This is a genomic window from Marinobacter sp. (assembly GCF_041687235.1).
Lineage (GTDB): Bacteria > Pseudomonadota > Gammaproteobacteria > Pseudomonadales > Oleiphilaceae > Marinobacter.
The window spans coordinates 36,421-55,610 of the sequence record NZ_JAWLCH010000005.1; the positions used below are offsets into that span (position 1 = coordinate 36,421).

The 19,190-nt window shown below is 52.2% G+C and carries 24 protein-coding genes; 20 read left to right on the forward strand and 4 right to left on the reverse strand.

The genetic code is table 11. The annotated features are described in order from the left end of the window. Positions 1-3 precede the first annotated feature (3 nt). Together ACESMK_RS08700 and ACESMK_RS08705 are read right to left on the reverse strand one after the other, a co-directional pair. Positions 4-606 (reverse strand): hypothetical protein, encoded by a 603-nt coding sequence (locus tag ACESMK_RS08700; protein WP_372997282.1) that lies wholly within the window; start codon positions 604-606, stop codon positions 4-6. Beyond that, positions 603-1,091, reverse strand: a complete 489-nt coding sequence (locus ACESMK_RS08705; RefSeq protein WP_372997284.1) for a hypothetical protein — start codon at positions 1,089-1,091, stop codon at positions 603-605. The genes ACESMK_RS08700 and ACESMK_RS08705 overlap by 4 nt, the downstream gene beginning before the upstream one ends. Positions 1,092-1,758: 667 nt before the next feature. Here ACESMK_RS08705 and ACESMK_RS08710 point away from each other — a divergent pair. Then, positions 1,759-3,366 carry an EAL domain-containing protein gene (locus ACESMK_RS08710; RefSeq protein ID WP_372997286.1) on the forward strand — a complete coding sequence of 536 codons (1,608 nt, stop codon included), beginning with the start codon at positions 1,759-1,761 and terminating at the stop codon, positions 3,364-3,366. Positions 3,367-3,427: 61 nt separating this feature from the next. On the opposite strand, the gene ACESMK_RS08715 is transcribed toward ACESMK_RS08710, so the two are convergent. Next, positions 3,428-4,729 carry an RNA-guided endonuclease InsQ/TnpB family protein gene (locus tag ACESMK_RS08715; RefSeq protein ID WP_372997288.1) on the reverse strand — a complete coding sequence of 434 codons (1,302 nt, stop codon included), beginning with the start codon at positions 4,727-4,729 and terminating at the stop codon, positions 3,428-3,430. Positions 4,730-4,768: 39 nt separating this feature from the next. Here ACESMK_RS08715 and tnpA point away from each other — a divergent pair, with 39 nt between their 5' ends. Continuing rightward, complete coding sequence (gene tnpA / locus ACESMK_RS08720; protein ID WP_372997290.1) at positions 4,769-5,197, forward strand: IS200/IS605 family transposase; 429 nt, start codon at positions 4,769-4,771, stop codon at positions 5,195-5,197. A gap of 34 nt (positions 5,198-5,231) precedes the next feature. Here tnpA and ACESMK_RS08725 read toward each other — a convergent pair whose 3' ends face one another. Continuing rightward, positions 5,232-6,113, reverse strand: a complete 882-nt coding sequence (locus tag ACESMK_RS08725; RefSeq protein ID WP_372997292.1) for an EAL domain-containing protein — start codon at positions 6,111-6,113, stop codon at positions 5,232-5,234. Positions 6,114-6,241: 128 nt separating this feature from the next. Here ACESMK_RS08725 and ACESMK_RS08730 point away from each other — a divergent pair, with 128 nt between their 5' ends. The 18 genes from ACESMK_RS08730 (at position 6,242) to ACESMK_RS08815 (ending at position 19,138) form a co-directional block, all read left to right on the forward strand. Then, positions 6,242-11,785 (forward strand): LPD23 domain-containing protein, encoded by a 5,544-nt coding sequence (locus ACESMK_RS08730; protein ID WP_372997294.1) that lies wholly within the window; start codon positions 6,242-6,244, stop codon positions 11,783-11,785. A gap of 191 nt (positions 11,786-11,976) precedes the next feature. Then, entirely contained in the window at positions 11,977-12,705 is a 729-nt protein-coding gene (locus tag ACESMK_RS08735; protein ID WP_372997802.1) for a tyrosine-type recombinase/integrase, read from the forward strand. Between the two features lie 64 nt (positions 12,706-12,769). Beyond that, on the forward strand, positions 12,770-13,006 hold the full coding sequence (locus ACESMK_RS08740; protein WP_372997296.1) for a type II toxin-antitoxin system Phd/YefM family antitoxin: 237 nt from the start codon (positions 12,770-12,772) through the stop codon (positions 13,004-13,006). Next, positions 13,003-13,404: a type II toxin-antitoxin system VapC family toxin gene (locus tag ACESMK_RS08745; protein ID WP_372997298.1), complete on the forward strand. Its 402-nt coding sequence runs from the start codon at positions 13,003-13,005 to the stop codon at positions 13,402-13,404. Before ACESMK_RS08740 ends, ACESMK_RS08745 begins: the two co-directional genes overlap by 4 nt. A gap of 83 nt (positions 13,405-13,487) precedes the next feature. Continuing rightward, positions 13,488-13,718, forward strand: coding sequence for a hypothetical protein (locus ACESMK_RS08750; RefSeq protein ID WP_372997300.1), 231 nt, complete (start codon positions 13,488-13,490; stop codon positions 13,716-13,718). Positions 13,719-13,809: 91 nt separating this feature from the next. Then, positions 13,810-14,022 carry a hypothetical protein gene (locus ACESMK_RS08755; RefSeq protein ID WP_372997302.1) on the forward strand — a complete coding sequence of 71 codons (213 nt, stop codon included), beginning with the start codon at positions 13,810-13,812 and terminating at the stop codon, positions 14,020-14,022. Between the two features lie 16 nt (positions 14,023-14,038). Next, positions 14,039-14,377 carry a hypothetical protein gene (locus tag ACESMK_RS08760; RefSeq protein WP_372997304.1) on the forward strand — a complete coding sequence of 113 codons (339 nt, stop codon included), beginning with the start codon at positions 14,039-14,041 and terminating at the stop codon, positions 14,375-14,377. Between the two features lie 34 nt (positions 14,378-14,411). Beyond that, positions 14,412-14,651, forward strand: a complete 240-nt coding sequence (locus tag ACESMK_RS08765; protein ID WP_372997306.1) for a hypothetical protein — start codon at positions 14,412-14,414, stop codon at positions 14,649-14,651. A 17-nt stretch (positions 14,652-14,668) separates the two neighbouring features. After that, complete coding sequence (locus ACESMK_RS08770; protein ID WP_372997308.1) at positions 14,669-14,851, forward strand: hypothetical protein; 183 nt, start codon at positions 14,669-14,671, stop codon at positions 14,849-14,851. A gap of 15 nt (positions 14,852-14,866) precedes the next feature. After that, positions 14,867-15,115, forward strand: coding sequence for a hypothetical protein (locus ACESMK_RS08775; RefSeq protein ID WP_372997310.1), 249 nt, complete (start codon positions 14,867-14,869; stop codon positions 15,113-15,115). 31 nt (positions 15,116-15,146) lie between these two features. Next, positions 15,147-15,443, forward strand: a complete 297-nt coding sequence (locus ACESMK_RS08780; protein WP_372997312.1) for a hypothetical protein — start codon at positions 15,147-15,149, stop codon at positions 15,441-15,443. Positions 15,444-15,461: 18 nt separating this feature from the next. Beyond that, a complete protein-coding gene (locus ACESMK_RS08785) occupies positions 15,462-15,776 on the forward strand; it encodes a hypothetical protein (protein WP_372997314.1) in 315 nt (104 codons plus the stop codon). A 60-nt stretch (positions 15,777-15,836) separates the two neighbouring features. Next, the gene (locus ACESMK_RS08790) at positions 15,837-16,037 is read left to right on the forward strand and encodes a hypothetical protein (RefSeq protein WP_372997316.1); all 201 of its coding nucleotides are present in this window, start codon (positions 15,837-15,839) and stop codon (positions 16,035-16,037) included. 19 nt (positions 16,038-16,056) lie between these two features. Next, positions 16,057-16,299 carry a hypothetical protein gene (locus ACESMK_RS08795; protein ID WP_372997318.1) on the forward strand — a complete coding sequence of 81 codons (243 nt, stop codon included), beginning with the start codon at positions 16,057-16,059 and terminating at the stop codon, positions 16,297-16,299. Positions 16,300-16,324: 25 nt separating this feature from the next. After that, positions 16,325-16,504: a hypothetical protein gene (locus ACESMK_RS08800; protein ID WP_372997320.1), complete on the forward strand. Its 180-nt coding sequence runs from the start codon at positions 16,325-16,327 to the stop codon at positions 16,502-16,504. 322 nt (positions 16,505-16,826) lie between these two features. Next, the gene (locus ACESMK_RS08805) at positions 16,827-17,783 is read left to right on the forward strand and encodes a hypothetical protein (RefSeq protein WP_372997322.1); all 957 of its coding nucleotides are present in this window, start codon (positions 16,827-16,829) and stop codon (positions 17,781-17,783) included. A gap of 16 nt (positions 17,784-17,799) precedes the next feature. Next, positions 17,800-18,468, forward strand: a complete 669-nt coding sequence (locus ACESMK_RS08810) for a hypothetical protein (protein ID WP_372997324.1) — start codon at positions 17,800-17,802, stop codon at positions 18,466-18,468. A gap of 445 nt (positions 18,469-18,913) precedes the next feature. Beyond that, a complete protein-coding gene (locus ACESMK_RS08815) occupies positions 18,914-19,138 on the forward strand; it encodes a hypothetical protein (protein WP_372997326.1) in 225 nt (74 codons plus the stop codon). Positions 19,139-19,190: the final 52 nt, after the last annotated feature.

A 19,190-nucleotide genomic window follows, 5' to 3' on the forward strand; every position in this document is an offset into this window, starting at 1 on the left:
CGCTTACAGCGGCTGGTCGGCGGCCATAGGGTTCTGGCTATCAGCAACTGTAGTGGTGGGTTCTGGGCATTTGAGGCTGGAAAGCGCATCCGAGGAGTTTGAGAGCGTGAATTTCTGGGTTAAGAGCAGGTTCCCATTGTAGCTCAGACTGAATGTCGCCTGGCGCCCCGACATCAAGGCATTCAGTGCTTCTGATTCCGAGTTTTCGCTGACAAGCATTCCAGATACAGTCAATTGATTCTGATTGTCGATCGAGGCGTTGTGATATTGAAGCGGGAATTTTTCACCATCGTCGACTGAAATTGACAGGTCTGCCCTGTTGCCCTGTATGGCCGGGACAAGCTCACTCACAAAGTACAGTCGGTATACCCGGGAAATGAGACTGCCAAAGCTAAGCCTCAGCGCGTCGGTGTTCTCCCCGGCACAATGCACGGACGCCATCAAGAAGGTTCGCGTGTCGGAAGGACCGGTAACGCCCGCCTTGCGATCGTACACCGTCCAGTTTCCTGACCGTTCTGAAAGGTGATCGTAGGCCTCCCAATCGGCCGCAGCAGATTGGCTAGATAAAGCGCCAATCAAAATGATGGCCAGACCTCTGCCTATCACTTGTGAGCCCTCCAAACTTGATCTCTCAAGTCATCCGGATCTACATCTGCCATGTCGTCGACAAGGAGATCATCAATCATTTCACGCTCTATACGTGCCAGAAGATCGATGGAACCATTTTCCGCCAGCACTGTTGAGATTGCGGCATACACAATGTAAGCGTTGGGGGTGCTCATCATTTTGCGAAGTAAAACGCTGCTGGCGGTTTGAGTGGATATCGAATGGTCGGGCACCTCAAGCATGACAATGCAGGTATCATCTGCCGAAATGGGCGTTTCGCCACTGACGGTTTTAAAGCCAATGTGAAATGTCAGCTCTGTTCCGTCGTTCATCGAGTAAGGATATTTGAACCCCGGGTATAAGAACCCTTTTTCATCTTCGTAGAAAAGCCCTCCAACCGCATAGATGCCGCCAGCAAATTCGGTTTCTAAAAAAGAAATCTGGTCTTCTGTGGCATTTTCTTTGGAGATTGCGGATAGCGGCATTGTATTACCTGCAGTGATTAAGATTCGAGCTTTGGCAACTTGTTTGGCTGCTACAGTTATAATATTCTAGCGGAAGACAGTTGTGCAAAAAAGAGGCAGTCCAGTGAAAATATTCCTAAGCATGAGCCTTGCAGTCTTGCTTTTTGTCGGAGCACCCCAGGCCAAGGCCAGCTTTGGCTGTGAAGTGCTGCTTTGTCTGGCGGCCAATCAGGGCACTCCGCAGGAGTGCAAGCCGATTCTGAAGAAGCTCTACAAACGACTTTCAAAGGGGAAAGGCTTCCCGAGCTGCAAGATGGAGTCAGGACCAAATGTTGGTGGTGGGCAAAACAACGCAGCCTTACCCAAGCCTGAGCGCGGAGTCGCTAGATTTATCCCCCGTCACCAGGTGTGCCTGGACTGGGGGCGCCGGCAAAACGCACGAGGGGATTATGTTGGAAGGGTTTGCCGAAAATCGAAGATCATCGAAGAGCACTACGATCACAGTGGTAAAAGTTGTAGTCACTGGTTTCCAAGACCTGACGGTAGATACGTAGCCGCCCGAGACCGGCAGAGCGACCCCATGTATGACCTCAGAAGGGAATGTAACGTCAAGAGCAAACGATTTGTTCGTGTTACGGGCGCAGGGATTGAAGGCGAGTACCACTACTACTAGGTAAGAGAGCCTTCTGTGCGCAAAATTGCATACGCCACCCTAAAAACTGTCCTTATTTCCTGCTCGGCCTGGCTTCTGGCGGCGGCACTATGTGCCGTCGTCGGATATCTCTATCTTGCCAGAGATGTAAGCCTTGAGAACTCCTACCTCGCCAGCCAGACCATTCGTGACATTGAAAAGATTTCCAGCAGGATTAACTCAACGTCTATGGCTTTAGCGGGTGTCGAGAATCTCAGTTGTAGTAGTGAAAGCAGGCGAATTTTAAGGGGTTACGTCTTCGTGAACGCCGGAATTTCGGACATTGGTATTTACGGCAAAGAAGGTGTTGCGTGTACAGCCATGACAGATGTGCTGCCAGAAGAATCGATAGACCCAGAGAACTTCATTCCGGTTTCAGAAAAAGGTCGAATCTGGCGTTCGCGAGATCTCATCGAAAATGATGGGATTGATCCTTCACTTGCGTTTTCAAACGGCAAATTGATCTATTTTGTTGAACCATTCCCTATCGAAGAAAGGGGAAGAACACGGTTTCTCTGGGAGTTCGTTTACACCAATGGCGGGCCCTTCACGATCAGTGGCTCAGACGGCCTCTACCGCAAATACTCTGATGGAAGCGGCGGCCGTCATGGCATTGTCTCAATAGAGTGTTCAAACAGTTTCAACATTTGCGTCGTCATTATGATCCCATGGGAAGCCATCATCGCTGAGCACTTCCCAATCCTGGTGGTTCTTTCTCTCATAACCCTACTGCTGGGGTTTTGGTTTTCATCGTTGATTCGATGGCAGGTTAATCGGTCGTCAACGGCTGCCGCCCGGTCTCTAGCGGCCATCAACAAACGCGCCTTCCATTGCGCTTATCAGCCAATAGTTGATCTTGAGACCGGGCATATAGCTGGTTGTGAGGTTCTGGCTCGCCTTGAAGATCGTTATGGCCCTCTGTCCCCCGCGGAATTTATACCGGTCGTTGCCAGAAACAACTTGATGAATGAGTTCTCCAAAATGATCTTCGATCAGGCGTACTCGGGCATTCGCGAGCTCAAAGTTACTGGGAGAAAAAGATTCAAACTTTCATTCAACATTTTTCCGTCAAATTTGAATAAGGAAATGGTGTCGTTCTTCCAGTCACATCCGGCACTGGCTGACGAACGATTGCAAATTTGTCTGGAGGTTACTGAAGACAGTTCTATATCGGAGCATCAGTACCGTGAATTCACTGAGCAATTAAACCGCATAGGTATTGAGGTTTCTGTAGACGATTTTGGTACCGGCTATGGGAACATGAGTCGCCTTAAGTCAGCATTTCTTTCCTACCTCAAGGTCGATAAATCACTTGTCAGCCACCTAACCCCAGGCAATGTCAAAGACTCGCTGACAAGCTATATTCCACTTATTGCGGATAACGCCGGTATGCAGATTGTCGCAGAAGGCATTGAAACAGAGGAAAACCTTGCAGCTATACGATCTCTTCAGATCCGATTCGGGCAGGGTTACTATTTCAGCCGCCCGTTACCGCCTGCCGATTTTATTGATCTGGTTGTTAGCGGTAAAAACTGGGCTGAACAGGAGCAGAAGAGCAAAGTGGTAGAGTTGGCCGCTAAGGCAAAATCAAGAAACGATCATTAACGACGCTTGCCGTATCAACTTATCAGCATGCCTTGGGAGAAGGTTATGAACTCTCCCGCCACTAAGCCAGATCGGCTGTAGTGGGGGTTTCGCGGGTCACAGAGTTTGACTTGGCGACGGTTGTCGCCAGCGGTTTCGCTCTCGCCGCCTCGCCCGTCCCAGGCGAGTTGTTCGGTGTCCATGCGTCGTACAAGACGACGCGAGCACTGTTCTGATCTCTCGGCATAGACAAGCCACAGCTCGGGCATTGGTGAACGCGATCGGCCAGTGTCTTGCTGACGATGTTCCAGCATCCCGAGCAGCGCTGAGAGGGTTTGAGCTGGCGAGTATTCGTCAGATGCAAGCGGGTACCAGTTTCCGTCACTTTGTACCTCAGCATCTGGTGAGCCATGGCCAGGCCAGCAGAGAGTATTTCCCGGTTCAGTCCGGCTTTTTGCCGGACCCTCTTTCCCGGTTTTTCCAGTGAACCGCGAGCACTGCGACTCATTTTTCCGGTTTGCAGTTCCTCCGTCGCGATCAGCTCACAGCGCTGAACCAGGGCGGTGGTCTGCTTGTGTATGAAGTCGCGGCGACTGTTTGCGATAGCCTCGTGAAGATTGCGGATGCGCTCGCTAAGCTGACGATACCGGTGGGAACCCTTGCGCTTACGCGCCCTCTCACGCTGTAGTGCTGCCAGCTTGGGTGCCGCCTCACGCACCCAGCGAGGATTGTCCGTCTGGCTGCCGTCGTCGTAGTTAGCCCAATGGCTCACCCCGAAATCAACCCCAACGGACTCGGAGCCTGTGCGATTCCGCGCACACGCTTCTACCGGAACCCGAAGGGTGATGGATGCCTGCCATTCGCTATGCCCCGTGCGCGGATTGCGTCGGTGTATCAGGGTTACGTCATTGGGCGTGAAGTCGCCGAACCGGTGCTTGCCTCGCGCCCGGATCATCAGGGCGTTCTTGCCGCTGCCAAGGCGCAAGGTGGCGCCGCGAGTGCCGTGCTGCATGAGTTTCCAGCCGGCTGGGTCAGGATAGGAGAACCCCGGGAAGCGGCGCGATGATTTGAAGCGAGGGAACCCCGGCGTTTTCCCGGCCTTTACGCGCCGGAAAAACGCCTGAAAGGCCCGGTCTAACCGACGCAAAGTTTCTTGCAGGGCATGACTGCCGAGAGGAACCAGCTCGGGCCTGTCCTGCTTGATGGCCGGGAGGGTGTTTTGCTGATCGTAATAGCTGATGGATTTGCCCGCCTTGCGGTACGCATCAATGCGCTCCTGCAGGGCAGCATTGTACAGCTCGGCGTGCAGGCGCAACCACTCGTTCAGCATTTGACGCTGGCGAGCATTGGGGTACAGCTTGAACGTGACTTTGCGCCTTTCCATGGGATAACATTACCCGAAATCCCATTAGGCCGCAATACAATGAATGCCCATATCTCAAGCTCACACTCGGTGTTTTCGATTAAGCTACATATTGTTTTTGTAACCAAATACAGAAGGAAAACTCTGAACGAGAAACTACTGATCTACCTGGAAGAGGCGTTCTCGGAGATTCTGGCGGCCTGGCGGTGCTCACTACTGGAATTTGGCGGGGAAAGTGACCATGTGCATCTGTTGGTGGACATTCATCCGGCGCTTAACGTGTCGGTACTGATCAACAACCTGAAAACCGCCAGTGCGCGGCGGGCTCGAAACCGATTCGCCGAACATCTTGCCTCGTTCTACGTCAAGCCTCAGTTCTGGCACCGAGCCTATTTTGTATCCAGTGTCGGCAGCCCCTCACTGGAAACGGTTAAGGCGTATGTGCAGGCACAGGGTACGGAAGAGCATGCCCGAAAGAAAAAGAGATAAAGACTTTCCCGCTAGACCCGCCTCCTGGCTTTGCCTAGCAGGGGGAATGCGCGGGAATTTTGTTCACTTCGCGGTCCCCACCACGATAAGAACGGTTAATCGCCTCTGGCTCCTCAAGATCATCAGGGAGTTCAGATTCGACCAAAGGTTGCCCAAAGGCTGATCCCTGGTAATGCGTTGCACCCAACCCGTCTGCAAATGCTGTATGTGCCCTAGCCTCAATCCCCTCTGCGATAACCAGGCATCTCCACGCTTTCATGCTAAGCCCAAAGGATCGCATCACTTCTAGGTCAATGGCTTCAGACTCATCACAGTCACCCTTATGGAACCTCATTTCTGCAAGTAGCGCTTCAGGGCTGAATTTCACGGCATTAACCGGCAGCTGGCTAGCCAGCCGAAATCCATTCGATCGGTGGCTGAATTTATCGACACAGATTTTAACGCCCATCTGGGCCAGTTTGAGCAGTGTTTTCTTTAGCCTTGGAAGGTAGTTAGAAAATAGCTTTCCATCGGCGAGATGGCACCCAGAAATCTCAACCATGAGTCGCGATCGCTCAACAGTGCTCATGACATCGAGCCGAGACAAAAGGAAATCAGAGAATCCGGCATCCGCCAGGTGCGCGGCACGGAGATTGAAGCTAAAAAACAAGTCAAATGTTTCAGCGGAAACTGCAGACCCAATGGCCTCTTGAACCATAAATGCATCGAGGGTTGCTAACTGGTCTCGTGACAACCCACCCTCAAATTTATCTGGACCTGAAAGAGAGTTCTCATCCTCCCTAAATCGGGGCAACAACTCATGCCCAGAAACCCGAGGTATGCCGTGAACGTCACCAGTCACAATTGGCTGCGTTGCCACGCAAAAACCAGATGTTTCAAGCTCTCGGATAGCCGGTAACGTTAGGCATTTTTTCATCTTAAACCTCAATTGATAAATCTATAAAACAGCTAGAGCAAGATTTGGTTAATTCTATATTATTTTCTGGTCAAGTAGTAAGTCTCAATGGTAAATTAGCTCATAAAGTGACCATGTTGGCGTGAGCTATGAATCCTGAAGATTTTGGTAAAGCTGCTGCACTGTGCGCACCGGAGAGTCTTGCAAGGCAGGCAATTTCAAGGCTTGACCGCTATTTCGGAACTCGAACAGAACTGGTAGAGGATGTCAGTCTGCTGCCAGAGGATATCCGCCAGAAAATGGCAGAATTCGGGTACAGGAAAGAAAATGCCAAAGGCATTTTTGACACCCGGGATAACCGGGTTTACCTGATTGCGACAAGACTTGATAGCGCAACGGATGCAGTCATGACATACCGTCATGAGGTCACCGGTCACAGGGGCGTGCGGGCCACACTTGGCGCCGACCGCGATCAAACCTTTCAGGAGATATACCATTCCTTTGAGTCCGATCCTCGCGTCCAACAAATTGCCGAACGTTACCAACTAGATCTGAGCTTCAACGAAAATCAGATGTTGGTAGCCGAAGAACTTGTGGCGATGATCGCCGAGAACGGTGAGCAACCCAGTCTCTACGACAAAATCCACCTGGCCGCCAAGCAGCAATACAGCTCACAAACGGGAGCTGGCATCGTTTATACCGATGAAGATATTCGGGTCTTGCTTCAACGAGGCCGGGAATTTCTCAGGGCGCAAGCCTCATTTTCTCCTACAGCAAGCCCCGGTCTACGTGGTCCCAGTGCTTTGGAACCGCGACAGTCAAAGCTGAGCAGTCTCCTGAAATCTCTTCCAGATGAGAGCTGGGTCGAGTTTGACCAGCATCTGATGGGCCGCGGGGAAGCCCAGATCGAAAAGCTGGTGGAAAACTATGCGACCGCAGAAAAGCTGACTGAAGCATTCGATAAGTACCTCGTTGCAAATGGCGTTCAAATAGAACGCGACGGTTCCGTCAGAGTCACCGCATTAACAGAATTCGGTGCAAGCCTGCTTGCCGGTCAGACAGTAATCGCAAATATCGACGGTGTGGATACGGCCACGACTTACGAGAACCTTGCCGAACGTGACGGTCTTTCTGTTATATCCCCGGCCCTGGCAAGGACTGCAGCCGTATATTCGAATCCTCTAAGGTTTATGTATCTCGGTGAACAGGCCTCTGAGAGGCTTGGGCGTACGGAAACTTTTGAGAAAGCCACACAGCTCAAAATGGAAGGTCGGACAAGCTCAGAGATATGGGCCGCAACAGGATGGTTTGAAGGCCCTGACGGTGCATGGCGCTTTGAGATCTCCGATCGGGATGCCACGACCAATTTGCAGGCCATGGAAGAAACTGCCTGGCTCCAGCAGGAATTGAATAACATCTCCCGCCAGCTTGCGGATGGTCTGATTGGTTCCGCAGAAGCGGCCAGAAAAACGTCCTATTACATGGAGCGTATTGATCAGATAGGCTCTCACTTTGATTTGGCGGAACCCGGGACACTCCCCGCATTCCTGAATCACCCCACACTTTTTGAGGCTTATCCGGAGCTTCGGTCCATGCGCGTGATCGTCGATCCGACAGCGCCCTACCCTGAAGTTACTACGAACACCCCCAGAATCATCATTCCTGAAAGCTATCTGGAAGACGCTGATCTCCTGAGAGAAACCCTGATCCACGAAACCCAGCACCTGGTGCAGAGGCTGGAGGGGTTCGCAAAAGGCCTAAGTCCTTTCATGAATGGTGAGCGTGAAGCGTGGGAGAGCGAACTCAATCAGTTGCTCGAGTCTGATCCGGATGTGCAGATTTACATGGAACTGCACGCGGAGCTGTTCGATGGGCGCACCGGTGTTAACCCTGAGCTGACCAAGCAAGAAATGAAGGTGCTCGAGGAGGATAGTCCGAGCATCCAGCGAATGAACGAACTGGCCGAGCGCCTGCGCCTGATTGCTGACCCTGAGGCCTATACCAAGGCCTTCGGCGAGATCGAAGCCCATGAGTCAGCTGCCCGGGCAGCCATGACCGAAGGACAGCGCCGCAGCATAGCGCCCTATGGTACCGATCCGAAACCGAATGAATTCGTGGTCCATCAATTTGAGGACGTTCCACAAGCGATGTTCGTGGGTGCCAGGGCACGCACCGCAAATCCCGGTCGACTCAGCCAAGCCCATGATCTTGAGTTAGCCGGCATTGATCGCGAAACCATTTTGGATCAGACCGGCTGGTTCAGAGGTGTCGACGGTTTCTGGCGATTCGAAATTGACGATTCTCAGACGTCCCTGAACCCGGACGCGCTCTCTATCCTCAAGCCTGCATGGAACGCTCTCGAAGCCCCGCGCATTGACCGGGTAGTCCATCGCAAGAACCCTAATGGCGGCTTCGATGTCCAAATGATCCCCGTAGACGCAACGCGGGTCAGCGACATCATTCAGCTTGAGGGCGTTTCCAGATCGTTTTTGATGATGAACCTGCCCGTCCCCGTCGCCTCCAGCATCATGGAAGGTAGCGGTAAACTCGATTACTTCGATTTCGAAACGGATGAACCCAATGGCCGGCAGTTGGATACCGATTTCACCTACGACCAGCACAACTTCCTACCACTCGATCGGCTTATCAACCATCCTGAGCTGTTCAAGGCCTACCCTGAGCTAAAAGAATGGAACGTTGCATTCCATCCGAAATCGGAGGATTTCCCAAACAGCTCTGCTTTTTGCGATAGCCAGCGTCAGACGATCGTGCTGTTTCCCCAGTCTGTCAGGCAGCTTATCCCGACCCTACTGCACGAAACTCAGCATGCAATACAGTCAATAGAGGGTTTTGCCCTGGGCACCTCCCCGGGGGCGCCATCTGTGGCGGCCAAAGTGGAAAATCCCGGTAAGCAGTATCACTCCGCGGTTCTTCATGCGGTTCAATCTGCTCCATTTGAGAAAGCAGCCCCAGATCAATGGATGGGGTATCTGAAGAAGCAACCGGGCGTGAAGCAGGCCGAGCTGGATTGGCTGAATCTCGGGGAGTGGCTGGAAGATGCGGATCTGGATGGCCCTGTCTCTCAAGCCGATCTGGCTGACCAAATTGCCAAATCGGGGCTGAGCCCCCGGGAAGTGTTCATCGACTCGCAGGGGCTTACAGCGGCCCGTACGCTGCGCAAAGAACTGGGCGACTGGTGCGAATCCTTCGCCAAAGAGGCATCGGAGCACGGATTTGGTTTCGAGGAGCCTCTTGAGCTTATCCACGAGGCCCGGTCCCGGGCGGGTTGGTGCTATTCAACTCACTTGGAAATCCCCCCGCTATCCGAATACGAGGGCCTTGGTGAGATTTTCGATGCCCTCAAGCGCCACAAATACGAAGACTTCCTGGAGATAGTCAAAAAGGTAGACGACCTTGAGTCTTCCGCTGAGCTGGCCGCTCCTGGCACCTCCCCCCAGTATGAGGACTACATTCTGAGTGGTGGTTCCGAGTACAGAGAATTCCTCATGCTGGCGGACGATCAATCTACGGCTATGAAGCAGGGAGAAGACTTCGTGTCCGAGCATTGGCCGGGACAACGCAACGTTATGGCCCATGCCAGGTTCCAAACGATCAATGAGGCTGGCCAGAAAACACTGTTGATCGAAGAAATCCAAAGTGACTGGCGTACTCGAGTCCAACAGATGGGCGATGCTTCTGATCCTGATGGCGCTATGGCGGCCTACGGGGATCTGGCCGCGAAACTGAATGAAGTCGCTGCCCGGCTTGGTGACGCTGAGAAAGCGCTAGAGCAGAGTCAGAGAAGAATCTCTGAGCTTGGCCAAAACGAAAACGTGAAACATCTCCATGAGGGGGATCTGTCATACAGCGACTTAACTCCCGATGACCAGTATCTTGCTGACTCCTACGATGCAGAAGTGCACCGTTCCCTGGGATTGGTGACTGACATCGAGCTGCTAAAGGCAGAGTATGAGGATGTCGACCAAGCTCGTTCGAGAGCGCTGATGAATGCATCTGACACACCGAAAGCATTCCCGCTTGGGAAGGATTGGTACGCTACGGTGGCCAAACGCCTTATTCGATACGCCGCTGAAAATGGCTTTGACTCCGTGGCCTGGTCTCCATCAGCAGTTCAGGCTGAGCGCTATGCCGGCGGTGAGCGTCAGCGGTATGACGAAGTTGAATGGCACCCTGCCCATGATGACGACAAAATCGTCGTAACCGCCGAGCGTGGAGATGAGCACGTCATCAGTGATGCGTTCACCGTGGCCGAGATCAAGAAGCTGTTCGACAGCAAAACGGCCAAAGCCATTCTCTCGGAGGAGTCTGGCAGCATGTTTAGTCCAAGCATTACCACGGATGCGAAGGGGTTCGAGACCTTCTACGACAACATGCTCCCCAAGGCCCTCAATAAGGCCCTCAAGAGCTACGGCCAGCAAGTCGAGTGGCGCTCAATCAATGCGGATCTGGATACCCCGAGCGACCAGAAATTCCCTTCAGTAGCGATCACGAACGAACTTCGTGCGGACCTGAGGGGTTCCACCACCCCCATGTACAAGCAGCAGACGGCGGATGCTCTCAGCACCTATTACCGGACAGCCGGTGAGGTTGAGGCCAGAGCGGTAGAATCGACCTACCGTAATCCGGAACTAAAATCTGTTCATCCGATGTCCCGCTATGACGTGGCTCCTGAAGAGCAGATTGTTAGCCGGGCTGGTACCGTCACCATGAAGATTGGTCCGAATGCCCAAGGTATCAATCTCGCTTCGCTCGAAACGGCTGCAAAGCTGGTGTCGCAGAAAGCGCTGGGGGTCAGCGAGGCCTACCCCAAAGTTCTTAATGCGCTGGCGGGGCATGACTACAGCGCTACTGGGGGTGCTCTCCGACAACGATTCGGTCGCCTGGCCGGTCAGATTAATGAGGAGCTGAAATCAAAGACAGGATGGGTACTCGATGATACCGGGCATCTCAGGTTTGAGCTTTCAGTTCCGGATCTTCGCGCCAAACAGACATTGGGCCAGTTCATTGCCCGGGACGTTCAGAAACTCGCTGAGGGCGTCAGGTCCGGTCAGGTTGATGTTACCCGGGTAACCAGCATCTACAATCAGATCACCCGTCAGGACGTTCCTCTGAAGGCCCTGCTGGGCAATCATGAAGTGTTTGTCGCTTACCCCGAGCTTGAGGATGTCATGGTTACCCAAAGCCCTGACAGGCCTGAGACACGCTTCGATAAGAGCGCTGGCGCCATAACTGTGCCGCCTAACCTATCATCTATGGAGCTGGGGGCGTACCTCACAAAAGGCGTGAACCAGGCTATCAACACATTCGAGCGGATTGGCGATCCAACTATCCAGCGAACTCTTTACAGCAGTGCTCCGGCACAGCGGAACCGAGCACGAGTCATTGAGAGCATTGTGAACCAATGCGAAGGATTAGATGCCGTTCCCCGCGAAGTCGTCGAGAAGAATCTCGGAATGCTGGAGCCTGCAGACGCTGAGTTCCTGTCAGGATTGCCACTGGAGCGGGCTGCCAAGTTCGCTCACGCAGCAACCCTCAACCTTGAGGGTAACTGGTCAAGCTCGAAGCAGGCGCATCAGCCGAAAACGAAGCCAGAGGCAGCAAACGAGCAGAAAATGGAAAATGTCGACCGCAATCATCAGCTCAAGGCGCAAGTACGCAATCTCGCGATGTAGACAAGATGCTCCAGGCCGGCAACAGCTGGCCTGTCCACCTTCCCACCGATGTTCGCAGCTCAAGATTCCCATGAAGGTCTATTTGATAGGGTCTCCAGCGGTCAAAGGTTGGTTTACCGTGCTACATTGGAATTTGGCACCATAACATCGACCGGAGGCACAGATTGCCAAAGCTTAGACCCACCCGCCGCTTGCTGGCTGAACCGGAGCATGGCCGGGGAAAGGCCCAGGTTGTTGATCGCCCTGGTCAGCTTGCACATATCTTGTGGGCAGCTTCGCGGGGCGACCTTGGTCGCAGGAATGTTGCAGTGGTCTGGATGCTCTTTGGAAGCGGGATGCGGGTGAATGAGGTCGCGCACCTGAAGGTATCCGATGTGTTCTATAGGGACGGAGCGCTCAAAGAGGTTTTTATTATACGTGGGCCCACGACCAAGACTGATCAGCACCGCCCCGGTTTTATCCTCGCCAGACAGCACAGGGAAGCCCTCATAGCGTGGCGAGGTCAGAGGGTGACCGAGGGCGCTTTCACCTCAGAAGATGGCTCCTATGGTGGACTTGATGGCGACAGCTATCTATTTCTCGGTAGGCGAGGAAAAACGTGGCGGCGACTCGCATTCAACGATAAGAAATACAAGACAGGCTCCGGTGAGGTTGTAACCACGAAAGTCTGTGGCTCGCTGGAAAACCTGGTGCGCGAACTGCTGAAAGGCTCGGGCCTAATCCATGGCTCAAGCCACTCAGGCCGTAGGACTCTGGCGACTTGGCTCGATCGAAAGGACTATGACCTCGAACTTATCCAGTTGATATTGGGCCACCGGAATCCCGATATGACCCTGGAGTACATAGAGCCGGATCTACCGAGGATTAAGGCAGCATTCCAGTCTATTTGGTCAGGCGTTAAGGTGCCCAATTACAAATGACTACTTGTAGTGGTCACCAAGCTAATTTATAGTAGTGACTATACCCAGTGACTATGGTGTATCGATGAATCAGGAACAGGTAACAAAATCACAGTTCAAGGCGAAGGCGCTTGAGTATTTCCGCAAGGTTGAAACTTCTGGCGAGCCGGTAGTGGTTACAGATCGCGGCCAGCCAACAGTAGAGATTCGGCGTTACCGGAGCGACAAGCGGTCCCCTCTTGAGCGACTGCGTGGAAGCGTTCTGGAATTCAAGAACCCGACAGAGCCTGTTGGTGAAGACGATTGGGAGGCGCTGGCTTGATCGTTCTCGATACGCACGCCCTTATTTGGTGGGTCAATGGTGACAGCCAGCTTTCCCCGAACGCCACGGCCGCAATCGCCCACGAGCAGAACGATGAAGACGGAATCATTCTGGTGTCCGCAATATCTGCCTGGGAGATCGCCCTTCTTGTCGCGCGTGACCGTTTGACTCTGGGGATGAACCTCGATGACTGGCTTGAAACCGTCCGTGAAATTGAGGGAGTGAGGTTTGTGCCGGTTGATGAGGTGGTGGGCGTTGAATCAACACGTTTGCCGGGTGACTTCCACAAAGACCCAGCCGACCGGATGATTACGGCTCTTGCCAGGCACTTCAACGTGCCGTTGGTTACAGCAGACGAAAGAATCCGAGCGTACAAGCACGTTCGGTCAATTTGGTGATAGGAATTCGTGAGGATTGGTTATGAAAGGTTTAAGTAGAGGCGCATTTCATGGAGCCTTCGCATTACGGAGGATGATATACGATGAGTAACGACCCGCTGAGACGATTAGGCAAGGGCTTAGTGCTGGTTGTCGCATTCTTTATGGCCGTGTTTATGATTTTTCTTCTCATGCCGGCTGTTCTGAGCCTGCTCCTGCAATCGGACAACCCCATTCTCTGGGAGTCCTGGCTTTCGGATACACAGGCTATGGTCGGCTGGTCGCTGATGGCGGTGGTGACTTGGCTAAATAAGCCCTGGCAGTACCTGGGCTGAACTAAAGGCAAACACGACGCTCTGCCCTATATCACGATGAAGTGGCGTGCTGGCTCCACGGCCGAAGCATGAATCGAATTGGAATACGCTTATGAATTCATTTTTGACAACCCTGATGCTTATCCCGATGGAAGTCGGTTTAATCCTCGGCTTTTTGGGGGTTATCCCATCCATGCGCCCTGTGCTGACTGGTAAGCCACCTTCCGGATGGGGGCAGACGTGGTTTATGGCCGGAAGCGGCATTGTTGGCGCTATTGGGATGGCGGCGGGCATGGCTCACGTCATTATGGGCAGCGCAACTTGAGATGGTAATCCGGCTAATGAAACGTAATGCCCTAAAAACAGCATTGATCCTGGTTTGTTTGTCGATTTTTTTGTGCGGGCTGATAGGTGTAGCCGCTACGCTCCAGGGGATATATGGAATGGCTATGGTATGGGCCGGGGATCTTACGGTTATCCCGTTCATTGGTGACTTGACGTACCCCGGCGAGGTACAGCCTGGATCAGGGTTGTTGTTGTCACTTTTTGAGGTGTTGTTTGGCGGATTCGCCTATGCCTTTATTTGGATAATCCCGCCGAGCATGGCGTTAGCTGCGCTGATTTTCACAGCGCGTTATCTTCAAAAATCTCTGGCTGTTCTGCCGAAGGGTGCTCAGTAAAATCAAATGACAAATGGGAATTCGGGAGTTGAGAATGAAAGAAGGTCTCGTTGTAGGAGCGCTCTCAGGGGCCGCGGTAGCTGCCCTATTCGTCGGACTCATTGGTTACTTTCAGGTTCAGAAGAACTACGACTTTGCGATAGCCACTGGCGATGCTCTTATGGCAGCTATGGATGACATAAATGCGTTGCAGCAGAAGTGTGGTGAACGCTGCTCAGAAGTGCCATTAACATTCAAGGATGAAATGAGCACGGGTTACTGGAACAAGAACTGACGATGGGAATTCGGCACATGGCGGAAGAGCAAGATAACAGAACAGGCTGCCAGCAATTGGTTCAAGTGCTGGAAGATATTGGTATCCCTTTTGAGATTCATGAGGATGGCAAATTTTCTGATGTCACCATTAATGCCTCGGCCAGTGACAAATATGTGACTCTCACCTTCATAGACGGTGCGTTTCAGTACAGCGACTAAATGGGAATCCGAGATATGGCATACGAGTTTGATCAAGAAACGCTGCCTGGCGACCACTACTTAATGAGCGCTGGCAAGGTGACTGCCCCATCCATTCTGGACGCATTGTCTGATGCTGGCATTTTCCACGCAGAGCCAAAGGATTCGGGGCATGTCCAGTTCACGGATGGCTGTGATGAGGTTTATAGCCTATCGCTGAACCAGGAGCAGCTTCTGGCATTCAGTGATGAAATTCGGGAATTAGCAAACAGCCTCAAGGGCTAAATGGGAATTCGCAAGACTCGGAGGCTTGGTGATGCTTGAAGATCAAAACAGTCAGGAAGAGCTTCGTTCTCGCAAAGGAGCGTGCAAATTGATGGCCGCGCTTTTTACTCTGTTCTTTATTACAACTTTGGCGCTTGTGTTTGCGCAGACTGATTGGGGCCAAAGGTTCGCGGACGTTGCGCTGGGACCAGATGCCTTGCACCTCACCTTCGGTTTTTTGATGTATGGGGTCATGACGGTGTTTTTTGCCGGACTAACCTTGATGACCGGAGGCGGCCTAATTATTGGCGGTTACCGACTTTACATGGACAGTAAGGCGTCAACTTAAACCGTATTGGAATTCGGTATGCAGGAAGAAATCCTAGAAAGAGTGGCGAGGGCGATCTGCAAAGCTTGTGACGAAAACCCGGATAGTACGGGAGATTGCCGTGGTAATGAATACCGCTGGCACGATTACACCAGCATTGCCATGAGCGCGATTGCCGCCGCCCAGGGCAGCATTAACTTGCCACGCAATGACGATCTCCGCATCGAGCTGAGCCGTTTGAATACATTGCTATCAGACATCGAGTTGGACGACCAGGGATATCGGGAAGCATTGGAGGCACTGGCTATGGCGAATGATCGTATTGAGAGCCTCAAGAATACCCAGCAAAGGTAATGGAAACGGTGTTTAAAGACATTTACAGCCGCGTTCGCGTGGCACAATAGGAGAACCAGTATGTCTGAAGTGCTTATGTTGCCTGGGCTGGTTGCTATTTTCATAATGCTCCTGTTCGTGGTTAACGAACTCGTTAGTATTCGCCGGTACACGCTTGCTCAATTTCATCTGAAGCTCAAGCTGTCCGAGCTGGACAATGATGAGAAAACTAAACTGGCAAAAAAGTATGGGCTGGGTTGCGACCCTGAAAACGACCTATAGGAAATCGGAGGACTTGTTCATGAGCCGCGCAAGCATGCCAGATGATCGCATTAACCAATTTCACCCAGGGCAAGTGTGGGAGACCTCTCGGGGTGGGCTTTGGCGCGTTGAGAGCATTGAAAATGGGCAGGCGGTTTTTCGTCAGGGTTTCGATGGCCAAGGGCGAATCAAGCGCAAAGATTGGGATGATGTCTTGAATTGGGTGCTGTATTACGACCCGGAGTACGACGATGAGATCCCGAAAGAACAGGTAATGGCCTGACAAAAGTAATGGGAAACCGACCTTTATGCCTAACCCAAGACTTCTAGCGATAGGTTTTGCGATTCTCGGACTCCTGCTGGCTTACGTCGGATACAGTGAGGCGAGTGAGCATTACGGTAATTTTGAAGCCCTGTTGATGGCATGCCCAGGTTTGGGGATGGCCTTTGCCGGTATTGGCGCCTACGTCATCAAGGCTGACGGGTAAAACAGTATTGGAAACCGGGAGACAAGAATCGTGAACACAGAAGTAATTAGCCATGGTGCATACGTGAAGGTTGGCGGTGATATGACTTTTCCAAACCCTGCTTCAGAGCGCTTATCCGACATCGAGTGGCGCTTTCGGTACGCGAGGGAAAGCCTGAAGGCAGAGGATCTACTGTTTGCCGCGTCTATAATGAGCGCCTACAGAGAGCTGGTGTTGCAGAAATCCCAGCGAGATAGAAACGCTGTCTGCTCAGCACTTCAGACAACCGCGCTTAGCGCGAAGTAATTGGAATCCGCCAGAACAGCTTTGGGAATTTAGAACCATGCGCAATATTTATAATTTAGCAGGCCCTTTTGGATGCCGCTTCGAGACCGCCGTATTCTTCAGCGACATGGAAAAAACCCTGCCTGGCATCAAGCATATTTACATCGAAATGGCTAAACCGTGCGCAGGCGACATTATCGACGTAGCGCATCAAAGAGCCGAGACGGCAGCGGTCTTCTTTGAGAATGGAGACTCTTTAGAGCTTGCCGGGCCATATTTGTGGAAATTCCTAGACAGCGTACCCCATAACCTACTCAATGATTCAGGTTCTGATTATGCGGATAGCCGATGCGGTGGCATTCCTGTGCGTGATCTGGTCAACGTATTACGGAGACTCTATGGGCTTATAACTAGGCCCAACAATACGATTGAGGAGAGCAACGAGGCAGATTTGATCGCGAGTATCACAATCGATGGCCAGGGCCGTGTATCCACAAAGCTTGCACCGAAAATATCCGAGGACGACGCTAAACAAATTGCGGAACTGATCAAGGACTATTTTGTTTCAAACAGAAGCACCCTTCTGACTGAAATCTCGGGCTGGATCAGCGAAATAATCTCTGAGCCCTACCTTGAACAAAGGTTCGAGTCCGAAGGCAAATACCTCCGCCCAGTATTTGAGCCAGTTGAGTGGGGAGATGAGTTGAGGTCCATAACCTGGGACGAATTCACAACTAAGCTGACGAGCCGCACCGGCGAGGGCTCCCCCGCCTACCTCCATGTGTTCGATTGTTGGCTGGTTAAAAACGAGAGCATGGTTGAGAAAGCTATCCAATCGATCATGAAAAATCACAGCGATAACCCATCTGTTCAAGCTCTAAGTGAGCTGATCATTGAAAGTGGTCATCACGTAACGCAAGTACACGGGACCTATATCTTCTTTAACGTTTTCTCGGAGGCTGCTGCATGTCTTGGAGAGATAGCCATACGTAGCCATGGGTCATCAATCAATTAATGAGAATTCGACAAACATGAACAAACAAGGCACTACATACACGCTGTTTTTTTCATTATCGATACTGACCGATGACCGCCGCTTCGGCGAAAAGGTGGCTCAAACGGGGTCACTGCCCTTCCACAATCTCAAGCAGATCGACTGGGAAGGATTGGGCATCAGGGTCCGAGACACGTTGATTGGCGATTATCCTGAGATCCGTGACCGTGTGATGGTCAAGCTCTTTGATGACTCCCTAGAGAGCGCCACCAAAGGAGCTCTGACCGAGAGCCAGATTTTCAGTTATTTCAAAACCCTGGTGGCACGAGCGCAAGAGGGAAATTATCAAGCCCATGATCTGAGGACGAATGCGTGGCTGACCACCTACACGCGATCAGCACCACCTAATGATTTCAATGGTGTCATCATCATTGACGACGACGGAACAGAAGACATTCTGGAGAGCGTGGTGAACGGGATACTCAAGCACTTCTACACCGAAGGAGAAACCCGCTTCGGAGGCCTTGGGTCACTACCTATGATCTTTTCTGGACAGATTAATGACTCCGGTGGTTTCTCAGCAAAACTGCTAAAGGTCTTTGCACAGACTTTCGATCATCCATTTGCCAATGATGTCAGCCCAATGTTTTTGAATGAGGCCCAGCAAAAGAAGATTGCGACCGCCCGCTCCATGCGTGAGCTTTAACGCCTAAACAAGATTGTCAGAACATGGGAAAACGGGAGTTCCCAGAAGATGGCTTGGGAAAGTGCCCTAACCAAGCGAAATCAGACTCGTAGTTCAGTAGTTCCAGGGCCGACAGAGTTTACAGGTGGTGCCTTAAAAATTTGAAGTATGCCGGGTAATGGTAAGTCCGGAAAAGGTGAACGAACCGGGTAAGCGGTCTAACCCTGGCACTGCCGGAAGGGTGCTGTAACCGGCTCCATGGTCCGACTCTGGCCTGGGCTGCAATCCCGCTCCAGGGTGCCTTAACGGGGCTCAGAATCGGTGAAATAGCCACATCCGGGACTCTTTTGCTGAACCAGGTGCCTCATAAACGAGGCATTTAACCAGAAAACCAATGAAACCAGTGCGGTTGGGCTACACCCACTCACGCACTTTCATGATCAACTTGTGAGAACGACGGCGAGAGATGAGCCAGGGCTACATCGATGAAAATGGCCAGTACCAGGACCCGCCCAACTACTGCCCTGCTTGTGGCTCAAAACTTGAGCCTTTCATGGGGCAGGAAGACGGCCCTGCGGAAACCTGGGAGCACCCTGAACACCCGTCCTGCAAATGGACTGAGTATCAGAATCTGTCGAACCGGCAGATTGCCGGGATGAAAGCTGCGGCTACGAGAGCCACAAACAACTGATTGAAAATCGGTGAGCCCACAATCAAAAGTGGCGCTCCCCTACTTTCCCAAT

Coding starts and splice junctions, on each gene's coding strand:
- ACESMK_RS08705 (WP_372997284.1), bottom strand. CDS start 1,091: ATGCCGCTATCCGCAATCTCCAAAGAAAATGCCACAGAAGACCAGATT.
- ACESMK_RS08715 (WP_372997288.1), bottom strand. CDS start 4,729: ATGGAAAGGCGCAAAGTCACGTTCAAGCTGTACCCCAATGCTCGCCAG.
- tnpA (WP_372997290.1), top strand. CDS start 4,769: ATGAATGCCCATATCTCAAGCTCACACTCGGTGTTTTCGATTAAGCTA.
- ACESMK_RS08725 (WP_372997292.1), bottom strand. CDS start 6,113: ATGAAAAAATGCCTAACGTTACCGGCTATCCGAGAGCTTGAAACATCT.
- ACESMK_RS08730 (WP_372997294.1), top strand. CDS start 6,242: ATGAATCCTGAAGATTTTGGTAAAGCTGCTGCACTGTGCGCACCGGAG.
- ACESMK_RS08740 (WP_372997296.1), top strand. CDS start 12,770: ATGAATCAGGAACAGGTAACAAAATCACAGTTCAAGGCGAAGGCGCTT.
- ACESMK_RS08750 (WP_372997300.1), top strand. CDS start 13,488: ATGAGTAACGACCCGCTGAGACGATTAGGCAAGGGCTTAGTGCTGGTT.
- ACESMK_RS08755 (WP_372997302.1), top strand. CDS start 13,810: ATGAATTCATTTTTGACAACCCTGATGCTTATCCCGATGGAAGTCGGT.
- ACESMK_RS08760 (WP_372997304.1), top strand. CDS start 14,039: ATGAAACGTAATGCCCTAAAAACAGCATTGATCCTGGTTTGTTTGTCG.
- ACESMK_RS08765 (WP_372997306.1), top strand. CDS start 14,412: ATGAAAGAAGGTCTCGTTGTAGGAGCGCTCTCAGGGGCCGCGGTAGCT.
- ACESMK_RS08770 (WP_372997308.1), top strand. CDS start 14,669: ATGGCGGAAGAGCAAGATAACAGAACAGGCTGCCAGCAATTGGTTCAA.
- ACESMK_RS08775 (WP_372997310.1), top strand. CDS start 14,867: ATGGCATACGAGTTTGATCAAGAAACGCTGCCTGGCGACCACTACTTA.
- ACESMK_RS08780 (WP_372997312.1), top strand. CDS start 15,147: ATGCTTGAAGATCAAAACAGTCAGGAAGAGCTTCGTTCTCGCAAAGGA.
- ACESMK_RS08785 (WP_372997314.1), top strand. CDS start 15,462: ATGCAGGAAGAAATCCTAGAAAGAGTGGCGAGGGCGATCTGCAAAGCT.
- ACESMK_RS08790 (WP_372997316.1), top strand. CDS start 15,837: ATGTCTGAAGTGCTTATGTTGCCTGGGCTGGTTGCTATTTTCATAATG.
- ACESMK_RS08795 (WP_372997318.1), top strand. CDS start 16,057: ATGAGCCGCGCAAGCATGCCAGATGATCGCATTAACCAATTTCACCCA.
- ACESMK_RS08800 (WP_372997320.1), top strand. CDS start 16,325: ATGCCTAACCCAAGACTTCTAGCGATAGGTTTTGCGATTCTCGGACTC.
- ACESMK_RS08805 (WP_372997322.1), top strand. CDS start 16,827: ATGCGCAATATTTATAATTTAGCAGGCCCTTTTGGATGCCGCTTCGAG.
- ACESMK_RS08810 (WP_372997324.1), top strand. CDS start 17,800: ATGAACAAACAAGGCACTACATACACGCTGTTTTTTTCATTATCGATA.
- ACESMK_RS08815 (WP_372997326.1), top strand. CDS start 18,914: ATGAGCCAGGGCTACATCGATGAAAATGGCCAGTACCAGGACCCGCCC.